Source organism: Actinokineospora xionganensis, assembly GCF_014323725.1.
Classification (GTDB): domain Bacteria; phylum Actinomycetota; class Actinomycetes; order Mycobacteriales; family Pseudonocardiaceae; genus Actinokineospora; species Actinokineospora xionganensis.
Genome location: NZ_JABVED010000007.1, coordinates 200,193 through 221,521, shown reverse-complemented (window position 1 = coordinate 221,521; position 21,329 = coordinate 200,193). Strand labels below are relative to the sequence as shown.

Here is a 21,329-nt window from a genome sequence, read left to right as displayed (position 1 = left end):
CGGCCGGTACGGTCGTCGTGATGACCGCGATCCCGACCGGAACCGAGCGGACCAGGCACTGGGTGCCCGACGGTCCGCATGACGTCGCGGGCGCTCTGCGGCCGCTGCGGCGGGGCCCGCACGACCCGGCTTTCCGCGAGGACGTCGACGGCCTCTGGCTCGCCGCGAACACCCCCGCCGGTGTCGGCACGCTGCGCCTGCGCATCGCGGGCGAGGTGCACGCCTCGGCCTGGGGGCCGGGTGCGGACGTGCTGCTCGACGGTCTGCCCGCCCTGTTGGGCGCCTGCGACGACGACTCGGGCTTCGTCGCGCACCATCCGCTGGTCGCCGAGGTCCGACGCCGGCGGCCGGGGATGCGGCTCGGCGCCACCGGCCGGGTGTGGGACGTGTTGCTCGCGGCGATCATCGAGCAGAAGGTGACCGGCACCGAAGCGCATCGCACCTGGCGCGACCTGGCCCGACGGTTCGGGTCGCCCGCACCAGGGCCCGTGGGCGGCCTTTTCGCACCGCCCACGCCGCGGGCGGTCATGGGGATCGAGGACTGGGAGTGGCACAAGGCAGGCCTGGATGGCGCCCGCCGCCGCACGGTCCTCGCCGCCGCCCAGGTGGCAGGCCGCTTGGAACGCGCCGCTTCACTGGGCGGCGCCGCCGGCCGGGAGCTGTTGTGCAAGGTGCCGGGAATCGGCGTCTGGACGGCCGCTGAGGTGGCCCAACGCGCCTGGGGCGATCCCGACGCGCTCAGCATCGGGGACTACCACCTGTCGAACCTGATCGGGCACGCGTTGGCCGGGCGCCGGATGTCCGATGACCAGATGCTGGAGGAGCTGGCGGCCTACGAACCCCAACGCCATCGCGCCGCTCTGTACGTACTCGCCGCCGGCCTGGGCAAACCCCGCTTCGCGCCACGCTTTTCCCCACGCGACTACCGCCGCTTCTGAGCGTCGTCCCCTGTTTGTCCACAGCCGGACCGGTTATCCACAGCAGCACCCGCGACCAGGGTTTCCGTCACCCCTCACCGATAGACTGGCCAAGGGCAGCCCCCCGTGGTGGGTGGGGGCTTTGTTGTCGCGCGGGGGCGGTTTACCGCGAATCGGGACTAGCCGCGGGCGGTCAGGGCGGCTTCGGCGATCGACAGAGCGGTGGCGGTATCGAGGCCTAGTTTGTGCATGGCGTCCGCATAGGTGTCCGCGGCTTTGCGGGCGCGTTCCATGGTTCGATCTCCCGCCGCGCCGACGAAGGTGCCCGCGCGGCCTCGGGTCTCGACCAAGCCCGCTTCCTCAAGCTCCCGGTATGCCCGCGCCACGGTGTTCGCCGCCAGGCCCAGGTCTGTGGCCAACTGGCGCACCGTGGGCAGCTTCGTCCCCACCGCCAGCGTGTGGTCGTTGATCTGCTGCGCGAGCCCGCCCCGCACCTGCTCGAACGGCGGCACCGCCGAATTCGGGTCGATGGTGATCACGACGGCACCGCCGCGAGCATCTCGCCGATTCCCGCGTTGCCGTCCGGGTCGTCGGGCAGCGCGTCGATCGGCCACCAGCGCAGGTCCAGCGACTCCGAGCTGCACACCGCTTCGGCACCGGCGGGGGCCCGCACGACGAAGCGGACGTCGAAGTGGCGGGTGGGCAGGCCCAGCGAGCAGGTGATCGGATGGACGTCCACATGCAGCGGCACCGGGTCGATCTCCAGTCCCTCGATGCCGGACTCCTCGGTCGCCTCCCGCAAGGCCGCGCCCGCCAGGGTCTCGTCGCCCGGTTCGCAGTGGCCGCCCAGCTGCAGCCACCGGCCCACGCGGGGATGCAGCGTCAGCAGGACGTTGGCGCCCGTGTGGTCCAAGAGCAGCGCCGACGCGGTGAGGTGACCGGGTTCGCACGAGCGCTGACACGCGTCCGGGCGGGCCGCCAGGAACCCCAGGTACGCCTGGCGCAGGGATTCCTGGCCGCGGTCGAGGGGTTTCCACGCCGTCATGGTCCGGACCGCGTCCGCGTGCAGGGTCACTTCTCGATCCAGCAGTCGGCGGTCGGGACCTCGCGCGGGGTCAGCTCCTCGAGCGGATGGCCGACCGCGACCGCGCCCAGAGGCTCCCAGTTCGCGGGCAGGTCGAGCACTTCGCGCACGACGTCGGGGCAGAAGATCGTGGACGACACCCAGCAGGAGCCAAGGCCCTCGGCGGCCAGCGCCACCAGGACGCCTTGCACGGCCGCGCCGCCGGCGATGGTGAACATGGTCCGCTCGGCCTCGGCCCGCCGGGCGTCGGGGTAGGAGTGGGCGCCCTCGCGCACGAGGAACGGCAGCAGGACCTCCGTCGCGTCGAAGAGCAGTTCGCCGCGGGTGACCCGGCGCTCGATCCACTCCTCGGACTTGCCGTCGGCGCGCAGATCGACCTTCCACGCCTCGCGCATCGCCTCCAGCAGTGCCTTGCGGTGCTCGGCGAGCCGGACGAAGCGCACCGGCTTGGTGTGGTGCGGCGCGGGCGCGGTCAAACCCGCCGCCACCGCGCGACGCAGCGACTCCGGGTCGACCGGCTCGCCGGAGAACTCGCGCAGCGAGCGGCGCAGCAGCACCGCCTCCCGCCTGCCCTGGGCGATCGATTCCTCGGTGCCCAACCGGAACAGGTCCTCTTCGACCGGACGCAGCAGGTCGCGGGCGGTGGACGTCTCGTCGCCGATCTCCAGGCCGCGCACCACCGCCACCGGGACCCCGCCGAGCTTGCCCTTCACCAGGTCGGCCGCCGCGGCGACCTCGTCGGCGACCGCCACCCGGGTGACCGAGAGCTCGTTGCCCTGCGAGTCGATCCGACCCGCGTAGGAGTGCAGCACCCGCAGGCCGGACGACCCGATCGCGGCGTCGGTCTGCCCGATCCGCCAGGCCCGGCCCATCGTGTCCGTGATCACCACGGCCACCTCGACACCCAGCCGCTCGCGCAGCCCGCCGCGCAGGGCGCGGGCCGAGGCGTCCGGGTCGACCGGCAGCAGCGCGAGTTCGTCGCCCGCCACATTGGACGAGTCGATCCCCGACGCCGCCTGCACGATGCCGAGGCGGTTCTGCGTGATCAGCGAGCGGAACTTCCGCGCGACCACGGTCACGGCCTCGTCGAGCACCAGTTTGCGCCGGGCAGCGTCGCGGGCCTCCGGGTCGGACGGGACCGACACCAGTTGGCCCTCTACTTTGGACACCACCTTGCTGGTGACCACCACGATGTCACCGGAGCGCAGCCACGGCGCCGCCGCCGCGATCGCCCCGGTGAGGTCGTCGCCGGGCCGGAACTCGGGCAGGCCGCGGACCGGCAGGATCTCGACCGACCCGCGCGCGCCGTGCTCGATGTCGTCCATTTTCACTCCCCAGTGCTGATTCCGCCGAGGTCGAACGCCGCGCGCGCCATGGCCGCCGTGGCGTCCACATCGGACATCAGCAGCGGCACGGCGCGCACCAGCACGCCGGGCACGTCGGCGGTGTCGCCCGAGTGCACCAGCCACCCGTCGAGGATGCCGTTGTCGGAGCACCCGCGCGAGCCGTAGTGCCTGCCCACGGCCTCCGCGGACACATCGAGGCCGATCGCGCTCAGGCACGCGTCGGCCATCCCGCGCACCGGGGCGTCGTTGATGATCGGGGAGATCCCCACCACAGGAGCCTCGGTCTTGCGCAGCGCCGTGCGCAGACCCGGCACGGACAACACGCTCCCGATGCTCACCACCGGGTTCGACGGCGCGAGGAGCACGATGTCGGCCTCGCTGATCGCCTCGACCACCCCCGGGCCTGGCGTGGCCTCGTCGGCGCCGACCGCCACGATCGACCGGGCCCGCGGCTCGGCGCGGTAGCGCACCCACCATTCCTGGAAGTGCACCGCCTTGCGCTCGCCCGTGCCCGGCTCGTCGATGACGACGTGGGTCTCGACCCGGTCGTCTGTCATCGGCAGCAGCCGCACCCCCGGTTTCCAGCGGTCGCACAGCGCCGCGGTGATGTCGGAAAGCTCATAGCCCGCCCGCATCATCCGGGTGCGCACCAGGTGGGTGGCGATGTCCTTGTCACCCAGGCCGAACCAATCGGGGTCCGCGCCGTAGGCGGCGAGTTCGTCCTTGACCGCCCAGGTCTCGTCCGTGCGGCCCCAGCCGCGCTCGGTGTCGATGCCGCCGCCGAGGGTGTACATGCACGTGTCGAGGTCCGGGCAGACGCGAAGCCCGTGCAGCCAGATGTCGTCGGCGGTGTTCACCACCGCGGTGATCTCGTGCGGAGAACCCACGGGGCCGGGCCCCACCGGGTCGAATCCGAGCAGTTTCTTCACGCCGAGCAGGAATCGGGCTCCGCCGACTCCGCCGACGACTACGGCAACCTTCACGGTCAGTGATCCTCGCACGGTCGGGTGACCCCGGTGGGGTCGGGAGTGTTCAGCGCCAGAAGAAGAAAGCGTCCTGTCCGAGGTAGCCCAGGAACCGGTCGCCGCCGATGGCGTCGAACAGCGCGGTGACGACGTCCCAGAACGCCTGGCCGACACCCGGGATGCCGATCAGGGCGGCGAACAGGAACAGCGGCGCCCACGGCCGGGCCTTCGCGCCGAACTTGCGCGCCTCATAGGACAGGTACGGCTCGATCGCGCCCCAGCCGTCGAGGCCGGGCACCGGAAGCATGTTCAGCACGAACGCCGCGAGCTGCAGCAGCGCCAGGAACGACAGCCCGGCGGCCATCATCGGCGCTGGTTCGAAGACCTGGACGGACAACGCCAGCAGGACCCCCGCGATCAGGTTCGCGGCAGGCCCGGCCAGGGAGACGGTCGATTCCACCGCCTTGGACCGCAACGCGTGGTGGTTGATCCAGACCGCGCCGCCCGGCAGCGGGATGCCGCCGATCGCCAGAAACAGCACCGGCATCAGCAGGCTCAGGACCGGATCGGTGTACCGGCGCGGATCAAGTGTGAGATAACCCTTGAAATAGACCTCGCGGTCGCCGCCGCGGAATGCGACAAGCGCGTGGCCGAACTCGTGCAGGCACAGGGACACCACCCAGCCGCCGAGGACCAGCAGCACCACACCTGCGTTGATGGCGGCCTGGTTCTCCACCAGGGTGAGCAACGCGCCACCGATGGTGATGCCGATCAGGCCGAGGAAGATGGGCGAGGGGCGAACCGCTGATCTCTGCACACACCCAGTGTGGCAATGTTCGTCGGTTGCGTGTTCGCCACCCCGCGAACGCGCACAGTTTCAGCTGGTACCCGATCGGGTACAGGCTGCTCATAACGCATCACCCACCTGGGGGCACCGCTTGACCCGCCGCCATGACACGGGTGTAATCACATCGATGTCATTCGCCGGGGGACGGCGTAACGGCATCCGCCAGCCGGGGAGTGCGGAAGGCGAGGAGGCGGGCGATATGCAGGGATTGAGTGACGGGGGTCGCGTCGTGGAGTGGGGCGAGCGTCCGACCGAGGAACTGGACGTGTTCGCCGGATTCTTCGACGAGGCCGATGAACAAGAGTGGCAGGAGCGCGCCTTGTGCGCGCAAACCGACCCGGAGGCGTTCTTCCCCGAAAAGGGTGGATCGACTCGTGAGGCGAAGCGCATTTGCCTGGGCTGTGAGGTTCGTTCGGAGTGCCTCGAATACGCCCTCGCACATGATGAGCGCTTCGGCATCTGGGGCGGTCTGTCCGAACGGGAGCGCAGGCGTCTGAAAAAGGCGATGTAGGCACCCGGGCGTTTCGACGCCCGGGTTCCTTCGCCCCGAACGCCGGACCGGCGGGGAGTCTCGCCGGGCGCGCAACGATTTGTGCTGGGTTGCGCGGGTTTCGCGCGGTGGCATCGTACGGTGTGTGACCGGTGGCCGAACGTCATGACCACCGGCTCGTCCGCACGTGATGCCACGGGAGGTGTTCGCAGTCGTGCCTCCTCGGTCGCGGCAGGTGTCGAGTCGTGGTGCCCCCGTGTTGCGCACAGCACCCGTATTGGCCGTGCTGGTGTGCCACGACGGCGCGCAATGGCTGCGGCTGGCGCTTTCCGCGCTGCGCCATTCCACACCGAGGCCCAGGCACATCATCGCGGTCGACACCGGCTCGACCGACGAGACGGCGACGGTGCTCGCCGCGGCCGCCAACGGCCCCGACCGCATCCTCGACGGCGTCCTCACCCTCGACCGCGACACCGGCTACAGCGACGCCGTGCACGCCGCGGTCGACCACGCCGTGCGGCGCTGGGGCGACCCGGGCGGCTGGATCTGGTTGCTGCACGACGATTCCGCTGCCGACCCGGAGTGCCTCGCCACCCTGCTGCTGGCCGCTGAGATGTCGCCCGGCGCGGGAGTGCTCGGCCCGCTCGCCGTCGAGTGGCACGACCCGCGGCTGGTGATCGAGGCGGGCCTGTCGACCGACGCGTCCGGACACCGGCAGACCGGCATCGGTCCGTCCGAAGTGGACTGGAACGCGCTGGGCCGGACGGCCGACGACGATCGGCGGTTCGAGCAGAGCACCGAGGTGCTCGCCGTGTCCTCGGCCGGAATGCTGATCCGCCGCGAACTCTGGGAGCGGCTCGGTGGTTTCGACCGCGCCATCCCCATGATGCGCGAGGACATCGACTTCGGCTGGCGGGCCAACCGGGCGGGCCAGATCGTCCTCTGCGTCCCCGCCGCCCGCATCCGACACGTCCGCGCCGTGGCCCGCGACCTGCGCGGGATCGACGCGCGCTCGGCCGTGGGGCCCTCGACCCGGGCGATCGACCGCGCCCACGGTCTGCGCACGTTCCTGGTGAACTGCTCGACCCTGTCGTTCCTGATCGGCGTGCCGCGTCTGGTCATGCTGTGCCTGTTGCGCGCGCTCGGCTTCGCGATGCAGCGCAGACTCACCGAGAGCAGGCTCGAACTCCGTGCCGCGGGCTACCTCCTCGGCGGCGGCGCGCGGCTGCGTGAAGCCCGCGCGGCGCGGTCGGCCACCGCGGGCCGCGGCAGTGTCCGTGGCCTGTTCACCAGCAGGCTCACCAGATTCCGCAACGCCGTGCGCGGCGCGCTGTCCACGATGGTCCGCAGGCGGGTCGCCGCCGACGCCGCGCTCGGCAGGCTGCCCGACCCCGGTGTCGTGTGGACCCCACCGGAGGCGGGCCAGACGCCCCGGGCGCCGCTCGGCCCGGACGCGCTCCCGGCGGGCGCGCTGGGCAGGCCCAAGCGGGCCGGTCTGCGCAGGCCCCCGGACGCCATCGCGGTGCCGGTCGCCGTCCCCGACGACGTCCCCGCCGGCCTGCGGCCGAGCCCCCGACCCCGGCCGTCGCCGGTCCCGCGCGACGGCAGCGGCCCGGAGCCCGCGGGCGACCTGATGCTCGTCCACGTCAACCGCGGCGCGGTGCTGCGCCAGATCGCGTTCTCCCCGCCGTTGCTGCTCATGCTCGGCCTGATCGCCCTCGCCATCGCGGTCAACTCGGCGCGCTGGGGGACCGATCTGGCGGGCGGCAGGCTGCTGCCGGTCGGCGACCTCGGCCAGACGTGGTCGGACTACGTGGCCACCTGGCACGGCGTCGCCGGTGGCACCGCCGCGCCCGCGCCCGCCGCCCTGGCCGTCGTGGGCACCCTTGGGGCGCTCTTCGCGCCGCTGGGCGGGCCACCCGCCGCCGTCGCGTTCCTCTTCCTCGCCGACCTCCCGCTCGCCGGCCTCGCCGCCTACGTCGCGACCCGCCGGGCTCCCGTGCGCCGCTGGGTGCGCGCGCTCCTGGCGCTCGGCTACGCGCTGCTCCCGCCCGCCACGGCCGCCGTCGCGCAGGGCAGGCTCGACGTCGTCGTGGTCCATATCCTGCTGCCGCTGGTGGTGTCGGGGATCGCCTCGCTGCTGGTCCGCAGGCGCACCAGCGCGGGCGGGCGGGCCTGGCTGTCGACCGCGGCGGGCACGGCACTGGGGATCGCGGTGATCGGCGCGTTCACGCCGCTCGTGCACCTGGTGATCGTCGTGGTCGCCCTCGGTGGCTTCGTGCTGGTGCCGGGCAACGGAACCCGCCGCGGCGCCGCGCTGTTCCTGCTGGTCCTGATGCCGCTGGCACTGCTGCTCCCGTGGCCCGCAGTGGTGATCCAGCACCCCGCCGTCGTGCTGCACGGCGTCGGCACGCTGATCGAGAACCAGACGGCGTCGGTCGTCGATCTGCTGACCCTGCACGCGGGCGGACCCGGGGCGTGGCCGTACGTCGGCGGCGCGATCGTGCTCGCCGTCCTGGCGGGCCTGCTGATCCGGCCGCACCGCGGCGCGCTGCCCGGACTCGGCTTCGCCCTGCTCGGTGTGCTCGCCGTGGCGCTCGTCCGGGTCGTCCCCGCCACGCCGCTGGGCGCCACCGAACCCGCGCACGGCTGGACGGGCGCGCCGATGCTGATCGTCGGCTGGGGTCTGCTCTGGGCGATGCTCGGCCTGTGCCGGACGGATCCGGGCGCCACCCGTAGCCCGCTCACGCGACCCGCCGCGGTGGTGGGCGTGCTGATCCTCGGGGCCCTCGTCGCCAACGCGATGATTCCCGGCCGGGAAGGCCCGCTGCGCGAGGGCGGCGGCATGGCGCTGCCGAGCACCCTGGTCCGCGAACTCGCGGAGACGCGCCGGTCGGTCCTGATCAGCGCCACCGACGGACCGGTCCGGCAGATCGCCGCCCGGCCGCCACGCTTCGGCGACGACGACTACGCGCCGACCCCCGCCGCCCCGCTGCGGCTCGCCGACCTCGACGCGGACCTGCGCGCCGCCGACTCGCCCACCGTGCGGTCCGCCGTGGTCCGCGCGGCCGCGGGCGGCGTGCTGTTCGTCGTCCCGCCCGACCAGGGTGCGGGGGAGCAGCTGCGCAGGCTCGCGGGCGAACTCGTCGCCGACGCCCCGGAGACCTCCGACGGCCGACCGGTCCTGCGGCTGCAGCCCGCCGCCGGATCGGCCGCGCTGCTCTCACCGGAACTGGCCCGTGCGGCCGTCACCGGCGGCGAACCCCCGACCCGACTCGACGCGGGCGGCGTGGTCCCGGTCGACGCCGCGCCACCCAGCGTCGCGGTGCGGGTCTCGGACGGTCCGCAGGGCAGGCTGCTGGTGGTGGCCGCGGAGGAGGAGCCGGGCTGGCAGGCGACGATCGACGGCAAGCAGGCCACGATCGTGCGGGCCTGGGGCCACCTTGTCGCCATCGTGATCCCGACCCGCGAAGCGGAAGTCCGGATAGAGCAGCCCACGGCCCTACGAAGCGTCCTGCTCCTGACCCAGGGCGCCGTAGTCCTCTTCATCCTCCTCACCGCCATCCCCGGCCGCCGAGAAGAAGAAGACTGAATTCAATGCCGCGAGTCCAACGTTCAGGACAATGAGTTCAACATTCAGAACATCGAGTTGGTTGCTCGCCGATCACCAAAGTTGAACTGGATGTTCTGAACGTTGAACTCATCGTCCTGAACGTTGGACTCGCGGGGTTAGGCTTCGCCGTCGATTACGCCGGGGTCGAGGTTGAGGTAGTTGGCGACCTGTTCGACCAGGACGTCGTGGATCAGGTCGGCCAGGTCGGCGCCGTCCTTCGCCCGGGCCTCCAGGGGCCTGCGGTACAGGACGATGCGCGCGCGGGTCGGCTGTCCACGGCGGTCGACACCCGCGGCCACCAGGCGCGCGAGCGGCACGCCGCTGTCGGCGAGCACCCCGTCGGGCGCGGTGCCGTCCGGGACCTCGGGCACGTCGTCGACCGCCACGTCGAGCTTGGTCAGCTCCGTGCGCCACCGGGCCTCGATCGGCTCCAGCGCGTCGAGCACGAGCGCGTCGAACTTCTCCGCGCGCGTGCTGGCCGCGGGCAGGGTCGAAGGGAACAGTGGACCGCGCAGACCGCGGCCGTGTCGATCGCGGTTGCGTCGTCCGCGCCGCCGGGAACTGCGAGCCGTCACCACGAAGAGCAGGTTACGCGGTCGCCCCACTGCGCCGATTGGGCGTGCCTTGCCCGACGGCGGCGGGTAGCAGGGCGTGTCGCGGGCGCGTCTGCGTCGTGCGAACCCTCGGAGGCGCTATGGTCACCGATCGTGCGGAGCGTGAGACGGTGTTCGCGAACCGGGTGTCTCAACCCGGCCGTCGCCACGCTGACCTACGCCTATGCGGAGTCCACCGCCGTCGTCGGGCCACTGGCCACTTACTCCGAACCGCACAGCTACGACCTGTGCGAGGAACACGCCCTGCGGCTGACCGTGCCGCGCGGGTGGGAGGTCGTCCGGCATGACGGCGAGTTCGCCCTGCCGGAGCCGACGGTGGACGACCTGACGGCGTTGGCGGAGGCCGTCCGCGAGGCTGGTCGCGTGGACCGGCCCATCGAGCCCCCGGACCCAGGCATGGGCTTCCGCCGCGGCCACCTCCGAGTCCTCCCCGACCCAGTCAACGATTGATTTCGCGGTCGGTACTGCCCGGTTGTTCCTCGCCGGTAGGCTGCCGGAGGCATCGCAGGTGGCATCGCAGCGCCGCCGATTCGACCCCTGGGAGCATCAGTGCGTGACCTGTCCGGCGTCTTCAAGGCCTACGACATCCGCGGCGTCGTCGGCGAGCAGATCGACGCCGACCTCGTCCGAGCCACCGGAGCCGGGTTCGCCCGACTCGTCGGCGGTCCGACCATCGTCGTCGGTCACGACATGCGCGACTCGTCTCCCGGCCTGGCCGAGGCGTTCGCCGAGGGCGCGGCGGGCGAGGGCGTCGAGGTGATCAACATCGGCCTGGCCAGCACCGACATGCTCTACTACGCCTCCGGCAGCCTGAACCTGCCCGGCGCGATGTTCACCGCGAGCCACAACCCCGCGCAGTACAACGGGATCAAGCTCTGCCGCGCGGGCGCGTCCCCGGTCGGCCAGGACAGCGGCCTCACCGACATCCGCCGTTACGTGGAGAACGCCACAGCGGAGGGGGCCGCAAAGTCGGGCAAGACCGCCGCCGTCGAGACGCGGGACCTGCTCGCCGACTACGCCGTCTATCTCCGCAGGCTGGTCGACCTGTCCGGCAGCCGCCCCCTCAAGATCGTGGTGGACGCGGGCAACGGCATGGGCGGCTACACCGTCCCGACCGTGTTCGAGGGTCTGCCCATCGAGATCATCCCGATGTACTTCGAGCTCGACGGCAACTTCCCCAACCACGAGGCGAACCCGCTCGACCCGAAGAACATCGTCGACCTGCAGGCCAAGGTCGTCGAGGTCGGCGCGGACGCGGGCCTCGCCTTCGACGGCGACGCCGACCGCTGCTTCGTCGTCGACGAGCTCGGGCAGCCGGTGTCACCGAGCGCGGTCACCGCGCTGGTCGCGGTGCGCGAGCTGGCCAAGGACCCGGGCGGCACGGTGATCCACAACCTGATCACCTCCAAGGCCGTCCCCGAGATCGTCGCCGAGCACGGCGGCAAGCCGGTCCGCACCCGCGTCGGCCACTCGTTCATCAAGGAGGAGATGGCGCGCACCGGCGCGATCTTCGGCGGCGAGCACTCGGCGCACTACTACTTCCGCGACTTCTGGAAGGCCGACACAGGCATGCTGGCCGCGCTGCACGTGCTGGCCGCGCTCGGCGAGCAGGACGGCCCGCTCTCGGCGCTCACCAGCGAGTACAACCGCTACGCCGCCTCGGGTGAGGTCAACTCGACCGTCGCCGACCAGGCCGGCAGGCTCGCCGCGATCAAGGCCGACTTCGGCGCCCGCGACGGCGTTGAGCTCGACGAGCTCGACGGCCTGACCGTGCAGCTGCCGGACGGCGCGTGGTTCAACCTGCGCGCGTCCAACACCGAGCCGCTGCTGCGCTTGAATGTCGAGGCCGCCGACGACGCCGCGGTCGCCGCGCTGCGCGACGAGGTGCTGGCCATCGTGCGGGCCTGACGTCGCTGATCTTGACCGAGCGGGAGCCGTCCCGCCCTGGGACACTCAGACCACGAGGAGGACCACCATGGCAGTCGACCTGGACCCGCAGTTGCTCGACATCCTCGCGTGCCCGTCGGATGACCACGCCAAACTGGTCGTGGGCACGCCCGGCGACCCCGAGGCGGACGCGTTGACCTGCACCGAGTGCGGCCGCCAGTTCCGCGTGGACGACGGCGTCCCCGTCTTGTTGCTCGACGAGGCCATCGAGCCGGGCGAGCAGCCGGCGGACCAGTGACCGCCCTGCCCGACGACAGCCTGCTGGACGACGCCGTCCGGCTGGCCGAGGTCGACACCCACGGGCTGCTTCGCGCCGCCGCGCTCGCGGGCGCCCAGGTGCGCGCCACCGCCGACGCCGCGGCCGAGGCCAGGATCGAGCGGCTGGAGGGGTTCAAGCCCCGGGCGATCGTGCTGGTCACCCGGCCCGGTCTGGGCCCGGCCGTGTCGCATCTGCTCGCCGCGCTGCTGCTGCCGTCGTGCCCGGTGCCGCTCGTAGTCACCGACCTGGTGCCGAACTGGATCGGCCCGCTCGACGTCGTGATCGCGCACACCGACGACGCGGGCGAGACCGTGCTCGCCGAGTCGATCGCCCGCGCGGGCCGCTTCGGCGCGAGCATTGTGCTGACCGCCCCCGAGCAGGGGCCGGTCGCCGCCGCCGCGGCGGGACAGGCCGTGCTGATCACCCCGCGCATCTCCGTGCCACCGGGGTTCGGCTTCGCCAAGGCGCTCACGTCGGGTCTGCTCGCGATGCGCTCCCTCGGCCTGCTCAAGGTCGACATCGAGGCCCTCGCCGACGAACTCGACAAAGAGGCCGAGCGCGACCACATGCAGCACGAGTCGTTCGTGAACCCCGCGAAGACGCTCGCGCTGCGCCTGGCCGACCACACGCCGCTGCTCTGGGGCCTCGACCCGGTCGCCTCCGCCGTGGGCAGGCACGCCGCGCAGGTCCTGGCCACCCACACCGAGGCGGTGTGCGACGTCGCGGGCTACCCGCAGGCGATGAGCCGAACCGCCCTGCACCGCGCGGCGGTCGCCGCCACCTCCGGCCGCGACGTCTTCGCCGACCCCGACGACTTCGACGCCCCCGCCACCGTGCTGCGCGTGCTGCTCCTCGCGGTCCGCTCGGTTCCCGGTGACCCGGCGCGCGCACACGCGGCGGCGACGCTGCCGGGGGCCGACCTGCTTTCCATCGCCGAAGAGGTGACCGGTGACGAGCCGACGCTCGCCGCCGTGCTCGCGCTCAGATTCGAACTCGCCGCGCTCTATCTCGGCCTGGCGGCGGGTACCGCGGGGGGATCGGGGCCGTACGCGCCCACTAACGCCTGATTCGGATCGGGCGAGTTCTTGGTGGACTGAGGATGGAGTTGTAGTGGAGCTTTTGCGCAATGCTGTGCGCCCGTATGCCTGGGGGTCGCGCACGACCATTGCCGAGCTGCTTGGCAAGCCGGTGCCCGCCCCGCACCCGGAGGCCGAACTGTGGATGGGTGCGCACCCGGGCGACCCGTCACACCTGGCGCGCACGGGCCTCTCGCTGATCGACTGCATCGAAGCCGACCCGGAGCGCCAGCTAGGCGCGGAGAACGCCGCCCGGTGGGGCAACCGGCTGCCGTTCCTGCTCAAGATCCTCGCTGTCGAGGAGCCGCTGAGCCTGCAGGCGCACCCCTCGGCCGCGCAGGCCGCTGACGGTTACGCGCGCGAAGAGGCCCTCGGCATCGCGCGCGACGCGGGAGAGCGCAACTACCCGGACCCGACGGCGAAGCCGGAACTGGTGTGCGCGCTGACCGAGTTCCACGCGCTCGCCGGTTTCCGAGACCCGCACCGCACGGTCGCCCTCCTCGACGCGGTGCGCACCCCGAGTCTGTCGCCCTACATCGATCTGTTGGGCGACCAGCCCGACTCCGACGGGCTTCGCGCGCTGTTCACCACGTGGATCACGCTGCCGCAGACCTCGCTGGAGAGCCTGCTGCCGGACCTGTTCGACGCGTGCGTCCGGCACATGAAGGAGCACGGCGAGTTCACCGCGGAATGCCAGACCGTGCTCGAACTCGGTGAGCGCTACCCCGGCGACGCGGGTGTGCTGGCCGCTTTGCTGCTCAACCGGCTGGTCCTCGGCCCCGGCGAGGCGATCTACCTGCCCGCGGGCAACCTGCACGCGTACCTGCACGGCACCGCGGTGGAGATCCTCGCCAACTCCGACAACATCCTGCGCGGCGGGCTCACCCCCAAGCACGTCGACGTCCCGGAGCTGCTGCGGGTCCTCGACTTCCGCTGCGGCGACATGCCGGTCACGACCGGCGACCACGACGGCGAGCTGCGCACGTACCGGACGGACGCGGCCGAGTTCGAGCTGTCCCGCATCGAGTGGCAGGACGACGACCGCGCGGAGGTCGCGATGCCGAGCGGGCGTCCGCAGATCGTCGTCTGCACCGAGGGGTCGGTCACGGTGCGGGGAGACAGCGGCGAGGTCGCCCTGGCCCGGGGTCACTCGATCTGGGTGCCCGCCGCCGACCCGGAGCTGAAGGTGCGCCCCGACGGGTCTGGCCGCGCGCAGATTTTCATCGCGACAGTGGGTGCCGAGTCACCGGCGCACGACACGCTTTAGTCTCATCCCGACATACCGGACTGATTGAGGAGATCCCGTGTCCGCAGGGGGTAGCACCAAGGCGATCCTGGCCGCGCTGTTCGCCAACGCCGGTATCGCCGTGGCGAAGTTCGTCGGGTTCCTGGTGACTGGGTCGTCATCGATGCTCGCGGAGTCCGTGCACTCCGTGGCCGACACGTCCAACCAGGGCCTGCTGCTGCTCGGGCAGAAGACCTCCCAGCGCGCCGCGACGAAGATGCACCCGTTCGGCTATGGCCGCGACCGGTACTTCTACTCGTTCATCGTGGCGCTGATGCTGTTCACGCTTGGTTCGGCGTTCGCGCTGTACGAGGGCATCCACAAGCTCAGCGCCCCGGAGGCGCTGACCTCGCCGATGGTCGCGGTGGTCATCCTCGTGGTGGCGATCGGCCTGGAGTGCTACTCGTTCTACACAGCCATCGTCGAGTCCAAGAAGATCAAGGGCGACGCGTCCTGGTGGGGCTTCATCCGCCAGTCGCGCACCCCGGAGCTGCCGGTGGTGCTGCTGGAGGACGCGGGCGCCCTGTTCGGCCTGATCCTCGCCCTCTTCGGCGTCGGCCTGACGGTCCTCACCGGCGACCCGATGTGGGACGCCGTCGGCACTATCTGCATCGGTGTGCTGCTGGGTGTCATCGCGATCATCCTGATCATCGAGATGAAGTCGCTGCTGATCGGCGAGGGCGCCACACCTGGCGAGTCCGAGACGATCGAGGCCAGCCTGGTGAGCGACAAGATCGAGCGCGTCATCCACATCCGCACCCAGTACGTCGGGCCGGACGAGCTGCTCATCGCCGCCAAGATCGGTTTCGCGGCGGACATGACTCTGGCGGAGATCGCCCAGGCCATCGACCACGCCGAGGCCCGCATCCGCGCCGCCGTCCCCTCAGCCCGCCTGATCTACCTGGAGCCAGACCTCTACCGCGCCCCGGTCTGATCCGGTGCCGCCCTAGCCGTGTTGTGCTGCGCAACGAGGCTTGGGAGTTCGTCCAGCGAATCGATGCGGAACAGGCACTGCTCGGCCACGGCAGGCATGTCGAGGATGTGACCCCACGGCCCGCGTCGGATCAGGCACGTCTTCATGCCGGCCGCCTTGGCCGGACGCACATCGTTGTCGGGCCGATCGCCGACGTACAGAACCGAAGACGCGTCGCCACCGCCTTCGCGGATGACCCGCTCGAAGAATGCCGATGACGGCTTCTCCACACCCCAGCCGTGCGACGTGCCGATCACGTCCACGGACAGGTCGAGAGCGCGGAGAGTCGTCTCGGCATGGGCGGGCTGGTTGCCTGCCAAGCCCACGAACAGGCCCTGGTCCTTCAAAGAGGTCAGGCACGCTCGCGCGTCGGGGTAGAGATCCTCTTCGCCGAACGACTCCGGTTTGCCTGCGGCCACTCGGCGCTCGCGCTCGGCCGCGAGATCGAAATCGGCCCGGAAGACCCGGAACGTCTCCTGATAGTCCAGGCCCCGGGCGATCACCGCACCGAAGACCGCCGAGAACGTATGTCGCGGAACGCCGAACCAGTCCGCCCAGGTTTCGAACTCGCGGGACTCGTCGAGGATCGTTCCGCCGATGTCAAAGAAGATCGCATTGATCACGACCTCGACTATATGGGTTGGGAATCACAAACCGGATCATCATCGTGCATCCTGATTCGCGCCGGCTTAGCCTCGTGGGCATGCCTGGGAACGGTTTGTGGCGCACGAAGTCGGTGGAGCAGTCGATCGCGGACACCGATGATCCGGACACCAGACTCCGCCGCACCCTCTCCACCTGGGACCTCACGGTCTTCGGTGTCGCGGTCGTCATCGGCGCCGGGATCTTCACCCTGACCGCCCGCACCGCCGGTGACCTCGCAGGCCCGTCGACCTCACTGGCGTTCGTCTTCGCCGCCATCGCCTGTGCGCTCGCGGCGCTCTGCTACGCCGAGTTCGCCTCCACTGTTCCGGTCGCGGGCAGTGCGTACACGTTCTCCTATGCCACCTTCGGCGAGTTCATGGCGTGGATCATCGGCTGGGACCTGATCTTGGAACTGGCGGTCGGCTCGGCGGCGGTCGCCAAGGGGTGGTCGGTGTACCTCAACACTGTCCTCGGCTACGTCGTCGGCTTCGACCCCGCGGCGACCACGGCGACGGTGGTCAAGATCGCCGGTTTCGCGGTCGACTGGGGCGCCCTGCTGCTTGTGGTGACCCTGGCCATGCTGCTGGGCATCGGCACCAAGCTGTCCTCGCGGGTCAGCATGGTGATCACCGGGATCAAGGTCGCGATCGTCCTGTTCGTGATCGTGTTGGGGTTGTTCTTCGTCAAGGCGGCCAACTACACGCCGTTCGTGCCTGCCGCGCGTCCGCCGTCCGATGGGTCCGGCGGGGGTGTGGAGCAGTCGCTGTTCTCGCTGATCGCGGGCAGCGAGGGCAGCGCCTTCGGCGGTTTCGGCCTGCTGGCGGCGGCGTCGCTGGTGTTCTTCGCGTTCATCGGGTTCGACATCGTCGCCACCACCGCCGAGGAGACGGTCAACCCGCAGCGCTCGGTCCCTCGCGGCATCCTCGGCTCGCTCGCGATCGTCACCGTGCTCTACGTGGCGGTGTCCTTGGTGCTCGTCGGGATGGTGTCCTACCAGGAACTGGCGACCACGGTGAAGCCCGACGGCACCGAGGACAAGAAGACCCTCGCCACCGCGTTCGCCCTCAACGACGTCGACTGGGCGGCGCAGGTCATCTCCGTCGGCGCCCTCGCCGGTCTGACGACGGTGGTCATGGTGCTGATGCTCGGCCAGATCCGAGTCATCTACGCGATGTCACGCGACGGCCTGATGCCGCGCGGACTCGCGCACACCGGCAGCCGCGGCACCCCCGCCCGGGCGACCACGGCGGTCGCGGCGCTGGTGGCGATCGCGGCGACCTTCTTCGAGGCCGACAAGCTGGAGGAGATGGTGAACGTCGGGACGCTGTTCGCCTTCATCCTCGTCTCCGCCGGGGTGATCGTCCTGCGCCGCACCCGGCCCGACTTGCCGCGCGCGTTCCGCGTGCCGTGGGTGCCGCTCGTCCCGCTGCTCGCGATCGGCGCGTGCCTGTGGCTGATGCTCAACCTGACGGTGCTGACCTGGCTGCGGTTCGGCATCTGGATGGCGATCGGCGTGGTCGTGTACTTCGTCTACAGCAGGCGCAATTCCGTGCTCGGGAAGCGGGAGCCCGTCGCCAAGTAGGATTCGCGCTCGTGCCCCTGCTCTGCCTGGACGTCGGCTCGACGTGGACCAAAGGCGCCCTGGTGTCGCCGGACGGCGACCTGCTGGGGACCGCCCAGCATGAGACGACGCCCCCGGAGGTCCTCGACGGCGTGGCCGCGGTGACGTCGGCTCTCGGTGCGGCCGAGGCGGAGGTGCTGGCGTGTTCGTCGGCGGGTGGCGGCCTGCGGCTCGCGGTCGTCGGCCAGGAGCGGCTGGTGAGCGCTGAAGCCGGCTACCGGGTGGCCCTCTCCGCCGGGGCGAAGGTCGTCCACGTGTCCAGCGGTGACCTCGACGGCGCCGGAATCCGGGCGCTGCGGGCGGACCGCCCGGACATCGTGTTGCTGGTCGGCGGCACCGACGGTGGCGACCAGCGGGTGCTGCTGCACAACGCGCGCAAGCTGGCGGCGAACCGGATCACGGTCCCGATCGTGCTGGCGGGCAACGCCGACGCGCGCGAGGAGGCGCTGGCGCTGTTGGCGGGCCGCAGCGCCGTGGCGACCGACAACGTCCTGCCCGACGTGGGCGAACTGGCTCCCGGGCCCGCGCGGAAGGCGATCCGGGCGGCGTTCCTGAGCCACGTGATCGGCGGCAAGGGCCTCTCCCGCGGGCCCCGGTTCCGGTCGCTGGTCCGCACGGTCACCCCGGACGCGGTCCTCACCGGGGTCTCGCGGCTCGCGGGCGTGCTGGCCCGCGAGGAGGAACAGGGCGCGGTGCTCGTCGTCGACGTGGGCGGCGCGACGACGGACGTGTACTCCGCCGTGTCCACTGTGGAGGGTGAGCGGGTCGCCACGGTGGCACTGCCCGCGGACCGGCGCACGGTCGAGGGCGACATCGGCATGCGGTGGTCGGCCCCCGGGATCGTCGCCGAGGCGGTCGTCGAGCGGCTCATCAGCGACTCCGAAGACCTTGCCGCGTCGGCGAAACACCGGGCGGCCGACGTCGACTTCATCCCGTCGACCACCGAAGAGTCCGAAGTGGACATCCGGTTGGCGGCGCTGGCGGCGATCCTGGCGGTCCGACGGCACCTGCGACTGGTCGACGGTCAGCTGGGCCCGCGGGGGGCAGGCCTGCTTGTGCTGTCCGGTGGCGTCTTCCGCCACGCCACGCCCGAAGGCCTCGCCCGTGTCGAAGAGCTGCTGCGAGCCGACCCGATCCTGCGGCCGGTGCTGCGAACCGCACGGGTGGTGGTCGACCGCGACTACGTCCTGGCCCCCGCCGGACTGCTCGCCGACGTCGGGCGCGGCGCGGCGGCCGACCGGCTGCTCGAGTCGAGTCTCGTCCCGGGATAAGGCCCGGTTTTAGCGCGCCCCCGCGCTCGGCCAGGGCAGGCCGGACGATTCCGGCTCCTCAGGGTCGAGCCCCGCCGCCATCGCGACCGCGCGGTCCCACTCCGGGTCCGCCGTGTAGTTGCCGTGTTTGAGCACCCCGGCCGCCCATCGCCGCGTCGGGAACGGGCCGCGCATCGGGTCCGGCAGCCAGTGGTCGCCGCCGAGGACCAAGGCGCCCGTGGGGCTTCGGATGGCGGCGGGCAGCGGTCCGACCGTGCCGTCCGGGCGGAAGCCCGTGCCGAGCAGCCGGTCACCGCACACCTGCCTGCCCCAGGTCGTCACCGCGCCGCCGACCGGGTCGGTGCCGCGGCACAGGGCGCGCCAGCGGGTGCCGAGCTCGCCCGCGAGGGTGCTCAGCGAGCTGTGGGGGACCACGGCGGGGAACGCGCGCGAGTACGCCCACTGCAGCTGCGAGCCCACGGTCACGATCCCGACCCGCTGCCGCTCCGGCTCGTTGAGCGACTCCAGCAGCCGCGCGGCGGTGACGGCCACCAGCAGCCCGCCCTGGCTGTGCCCGGTCAGCACGACCCGGGTGTTCGGGTCCTGAAGGTGGTAGCTCACCCGCGCCGCCAGCTCCGGCGCGACCTTGAGCGCGTAGCACGGCGGCACCGTCGGGTGGGCCTCACGCGGCCAGAAGCAGGCCAGGTCGGCGACCACGCCCAGACGCCTGCCCAGCGCCGGGTCCGTCGCCGCCGTGTAGACCGCGCGCAGCAGCGACACCGCGAGCAAACCGAGCGCGACGATGCCGACCGCGGAGAACGGCTCCATCCACACCGGGGGCTTGACGCCGAGAACCCGGGTCGTGACCGCGATGCCCGCGCCGAGGGCCAGGACCGTCGCTCCCGTCAGCAGCAGTCGGTGCAGGTTGCGGCGCTGCCACGTGGCGGTGTGCCACGCGCGGTCGGCGCGGACCCGGTCGCGCGGCCTTCCCTGGTGCAGCAGGTCGACCTCGTGCTGCCCGCGCCTGCGCAGGTACCTGATGACCACCCAGCCCACCACCGGCAGCGCCACGACGAGCCCGATCGCCGCACCCGCGCCCCACAGCAGCGTGACCTGCTCGTACCCGGGTGGCAGCTCGATCCCCTCGGTCCCGACGAGCTTGCGCACCGAGATCGCCAGCCCCGCGCCGAAGCCGCCGCCCAGTAGGCCCGCGACGGCCAGCACCGGCGCCGACATCCACCCGCCCGCCCACGGCCGCAGGTCGCGCGGCAGGCCGGACCACGTGCGCCGGGCGATCAGGGCGGCGGGGGCCAGCAGCACCCCGAGCAGCACGACGACGCCGATGAGCGCCCCCGCCACCGCCTCGACGGTCGCGCCCGCACCCGGCAGGCCGGACGCGGGCAGTTCGACGAGCGCCCCCGCGCCGAGCACCAGCATCACGCCCACCGACAGCAGCACGGCCCGGCTCACCGGGCCCAGCGCGGCCCGCAGCAGTTTGCCCGCGCGCTCCGGCACGGCGCCGCGCGGATCGTCAAGTGTCAGCGTGGCGGGCAGGCAGAAGCCGAGGACACCCAGGACGCCGAACCAGAGCACCCGGTCGGACTGCTGCGCGGGCATCGCGAACGGTCCGCCCATGGCCAGCAGCGCGACCGTGGCCAGCGCCGACACCAGGTGCAGCGTCCGCAGGGCGGGGGTGTCCGGGTCGGCGACCAGGTTGCGCCCGGGAAGCACCACCTTGGTGTTCGGCCGCGCCGCGGGCGGGTTCGGCGTGTCGGCGGTCTCCCAGGCCACACCCGAGATGCGGTGCAGCACTAGGACCGCCAGCAGCACCGGCAGCAGCCCGGCGACCTGCCGCATCGGGTAGGTCTCCCGCACCGCGTCGGGCACCGACGCCAGGCAGTCCGCACCCGGCGCCAGGCACTGCGCGGCCAGCAGGTCGAGGCTCACCACGGCGGCCTGGCCGACCAGCAGCATCGTCAGCAGCACCGCCGCCAGCCGCAGCAGCGACCGGTTCAGCACACCCAGCACCCTGCCCGCCCGGCTCCCGCTCGGGATCGGCGGCAGCATCCAGTGCGCGACGTTGGCCAGGGAGAACGGGAAGAGCAGCGCCCACGTCGCCTTCGCCCAGCCACCTGAGGTCATCGCCCCCCAGACGTATCCCTCGACGATGCGCGGCACGGATCTGCCCTCGGCCCGCAGCACCGGCCCAGGTGCGGGACGCAGCAGGCGGTCGGCGGGGCGCACGATCCGCCCCACCCCGTCGCCCGCCACATCCACCGCCGCGACGGCGGACACCAGCGACTCGGCGCTCGTACCCATGTTCCCGTGCACGCGTAATTCGACAACGCGCGTTTCCGTGCCAGTCAGCAGCACTTCTCTCCCAGGTTGCCTATAGGC

19 protein-coding genes are annotated in these 21,329 nt (G+C 71.8%); 11 read left to right on the top strand and 8 right to left on the bottom strand.

Going from position 1 to position 21,329, the window contains the following annotated elements:
• The first annotated feature begins 20 nt into the window (after window positions 1–20).
• Window positions 21–938 (top strand): DNA-3-methyladenine glycosylase family protein, encoded by a 918-nt coding sequence (locus tag GPZ80_RS14595; protein ID WP_187220886.1) that lies wholly within the window; start codon window positions 21–23, stop codon window positions 936–938.
• Between the two features lie 158 nt (window positions 939–1,096).
• Here GPZ80_RS14595 and GPZ80_RS14590 read toward each other — a convergent pair whose 3' ends face one another.
• Genes GPZ80_RS14590 through GPZ80_RS14570 form a run of 5 tightly spaced genes read right to left on the bottom strand, consistent with a single transcriptional unit; the run spans window position 1,097 to window position 5,129 of the window.
• Window positions 1,097–1,456 (bottom strand): GntR family transcriptional regulator, encoded by a 360-nt coding sequence (locus tag GPZ80_RS14590; RefSeq protein ID WP_187220885.1) that lies wholly within the window; start codon window positions 1,454–1,456, stop codon window positions 1,097–1,099.
• The gene (locus GPZ80_RS14585; RefSeq protein ID WP_187220884.1) at window positions 1,453–1,992 is read right to left on the bottom strand and encodes an NUDIX hydrolase; all 540 of its coding nucleotides are present in this window, start codon (window positions 1,990–1,992) and stop codon (window positions 1,453–1,455) included. The genes GPZ80_RS14590 and GPZ80_RS14585 overlap by 4 nt, the downstream gene beginning before the upstream one ends.
• Window positions 1,989–3,326: a coenzyme F420-0:L-glutamate ligase gene (locus GPZ80_RS14580; RefSeq protein ID WP_187220883.1), complete on the bottom strand. Its 1,338-nt coding sequence runs from the start codon at window positions 3,324–3,326 to the stop codon at window positions 1,989–1,991. Before GPZ80_RS14580 ends, GPZ80_RS14585 begins: the two co-directional genes overlap by 4 nt.
• 2 nt (window positions 3,327–3,328) lie before the next feature.
• Window positions 3,329–4,330, bottom strand: coding sequence for a 2-phospho-L-lactate transferase (gene cofD / locus GPZ80_RS14575; RefSeq protein WP_187220882.1), 1,002 nt, complete (start codon window positions 4,328–4,330; stop codon window positions 3,329–3,331).
• A gap of 49 nt (window positions 4,331–4,379) precedes the next feature.
• Window positions 4,380–5,129, bottom strand: a complete 750-nt coding sequence (locus GPZ80_RS14570; RefSeq protein WP_187220881.1) for a site-2 protease family protein — start codon at window positions 5,127–5,129, stop codon at window positions 4,380–4,382.
• Between the two features lie 229 nt (window positions 5,130–5,358).
• Between GPZ80_RS14570 and GPZ80_RS14565 the strand changes: the two genes are divergently transcribed.
• A complete protein-coding gene (locus tag GPZ80_RS14565) occupies window positions 5,359–5,670 on the top strand; it encodes a WhiB family transcriptional regulator (RefSeq protein WP_091381571.1) in 312 nt (103 codons plus the stop codon).
• A 235-nt stretch (window positions 5,671–5,905) separates the two neighbouring features.
• Window positions 5,906–9,241: a glycosyltransferase gene (locus GPZ80_RS14560; RefSeq protein ID WP_312880325.1), complete on the top strand. Its 3,336-nt coding sequence runs from the start codon at window positions 5,906–5,908 to the stop codon at window positions 9,239–9,241.
• Window positions 9,242–9,378: 137 nt separating this feature from the next.
• Here GPZ80_RS14560 and GPZ80_RS14555 read toward each other — a convergent pair whose 3' ends face one another.
• Window positions 9,379–9,840, bottom strand: a complete 462-nt coding sequence (locus GPZ80_RS14555) for a metallopeptidase family protein (RefSeq protein WP_187220879.1) — start codon at window positions 9,838–9,840, stop codon at window positions 9,379–9,381.
• 129 nt (window positions 9,841–9,969) lie between these two features.
• Between GPZ80_RS14555 and GPZ80_RS14550 the strand changes: the two genes are divergently transcribed.
• The 6 genes from GPZ80_RS14550 to GPZ80_RS14525 all read left to right on the top strand — a co-directional run bounded on the left by GPZ80_RS14550 (window position 9,970) and on the right by GPZ80_RS14525 (window position 15,377).
• On the top strand, window positions 9,970–10,326 hold the full coding sequence (locus GPZ80_RS14550; RefSeq protein WP_187220878.1) for a DUF3499 domain-containing protein: 357 nt from the start codon (window positions 9,970–9,972) through the stop codon (window positions 10,324–10,326).
• Window positions 10,327–10,425: 99 nt separating this feature from the next.
• Complete coding sequence (locus GPZ80_RS14545) at window positions 10,426–11,784, top strand: phosphomannomutase/phosphoglucomutase (protein ID WP_187220877.1); 1,359 nt, start codon at window positions 10,426–10,428, stop codon at window positions 11,782–11,784.
• 67 nt (window positions 11,785–11,851) lie between these two features.
• The gene (locus tag GPZ80_RS14540; RefSeq protein WP_187220876.1) at window positions 11,852–12,061 is read left to right on the top strand and encodes a Trm112 family protein; all 210 of its coding nucleotides are present in this window, start codon (window positions 11,852–11,854) and stop codon (window positions 12,059–12,061) included.
• Complete coding sequence (locus tag GPZ80_RS14535) at window positions 12,058–13,149, top strand: phosphoheptose isomerase family protein (RefSeq protein ID WP_376771677.1); 1,092 nt, start codon at window positions 12,058–12,060, stop codon at window positions 13,147–13,149. Before GPZ80_RS14540 ends, GPZ80_RS14535 begins: the two co-directional genes overlap by 4 nt.
• Window positions 13,150–13,192: 43 nt before the next feature.
• Window positions 13,193–14,425 carry a mannose-6-phosphate isomerase, class I gene (manA, locus tag GPZ80_RS14530; RefSeq protein WP_187220875.1) on the top strand — a complete coding sequence of 411 codons (1,233 nt, stop codon included), beginning with the start codon at window positions 13,193–13,195 and terminating at the stop codon, window positions 14,423–14,425.
• Between the two features lie 37 nt (window positions 14,426–14,462).
• Window positions 14,463–15,377 carry a cation diffusion facilitator family transporter gene (locus GPZ80_RS14525; protein ID WP_187220874.1) on the top strand — a complete coding sequence of 305 codons (915 nt, stop codon included), beginning with the start codon at window positions 14,463–14,465 and terminating at the stop codon, window positions 15,375–15,377.
• Here the strand turns inward: GPZ80_RS14525 and GPZ80_RS14520 are convergent.
• Window positions 15,359–16,039 (bottom strand): HAD family hydrolase, encoded by a 681-nt coding sequence (locus GPZ80_RS14520; protein ID WP_187220873.1) that lies wholly within the window; start codon window positions 16,037–16,039, stop codon window positions 15,359–15,361. The genes GPZ80_RS14525 and GPZ80_RS14520 overlap by 19 nt on opposite strands.
• A gap of 80 nt (window positions 16,040–16,119) precedes the next feature.
• Between GPZ80_RS14520 and GPZ80_RS14515 the strand changes: the two genes are divergently transcribed.
• Both GPZ80_RS14515 and GPZ80_RS14510 read left to right on the top strand, forming a co-directional pair.
• On the top strand, window positions 16,120–17,643 hold the full coding sequence (locus GPZ80_RS14515; RefSeq protein WP_187220872.1) for an amino acid permease: 1,524 nt from the start codon (window positions 16,120–16,122) through the stop codon (window positions 17,641–17,643).
• A gap of 11 nt (window positions 17,644–17,654) precedes the next feature.
• Window positions 17,655–18,953, top strand: a complete 1,299-nt coding sequence (locus GPZ80_RS14510; RefSeq protein ID WP_187220871.1) for a glutamate mutase L — start codon at window positions 17,655–17,657, stop codon at window positions 18,951–18,953.
• A gap of 9 nt (window positions 18,954–18,962) precedes the next feature.
• Here the strand turns inward: GPZ80_RS14510 and GPZ80_RS14505 are convergent, their stop codons facing one another.
• The gene (locus GPZ80_RS14505; RefSeq protein ID WP_246477099.1) at window positions 18,963–21,251 is read right to left on the bottom strand and encodes a lipase family protein; all 2,289 of its coding nucleotides are present in this window, start codon (window positions 21,249–21,251) and stop codon (window positions 18,963–18,965) included.
• Window positions 21,252–21,329: the final 78 nt, after the last annotated feature.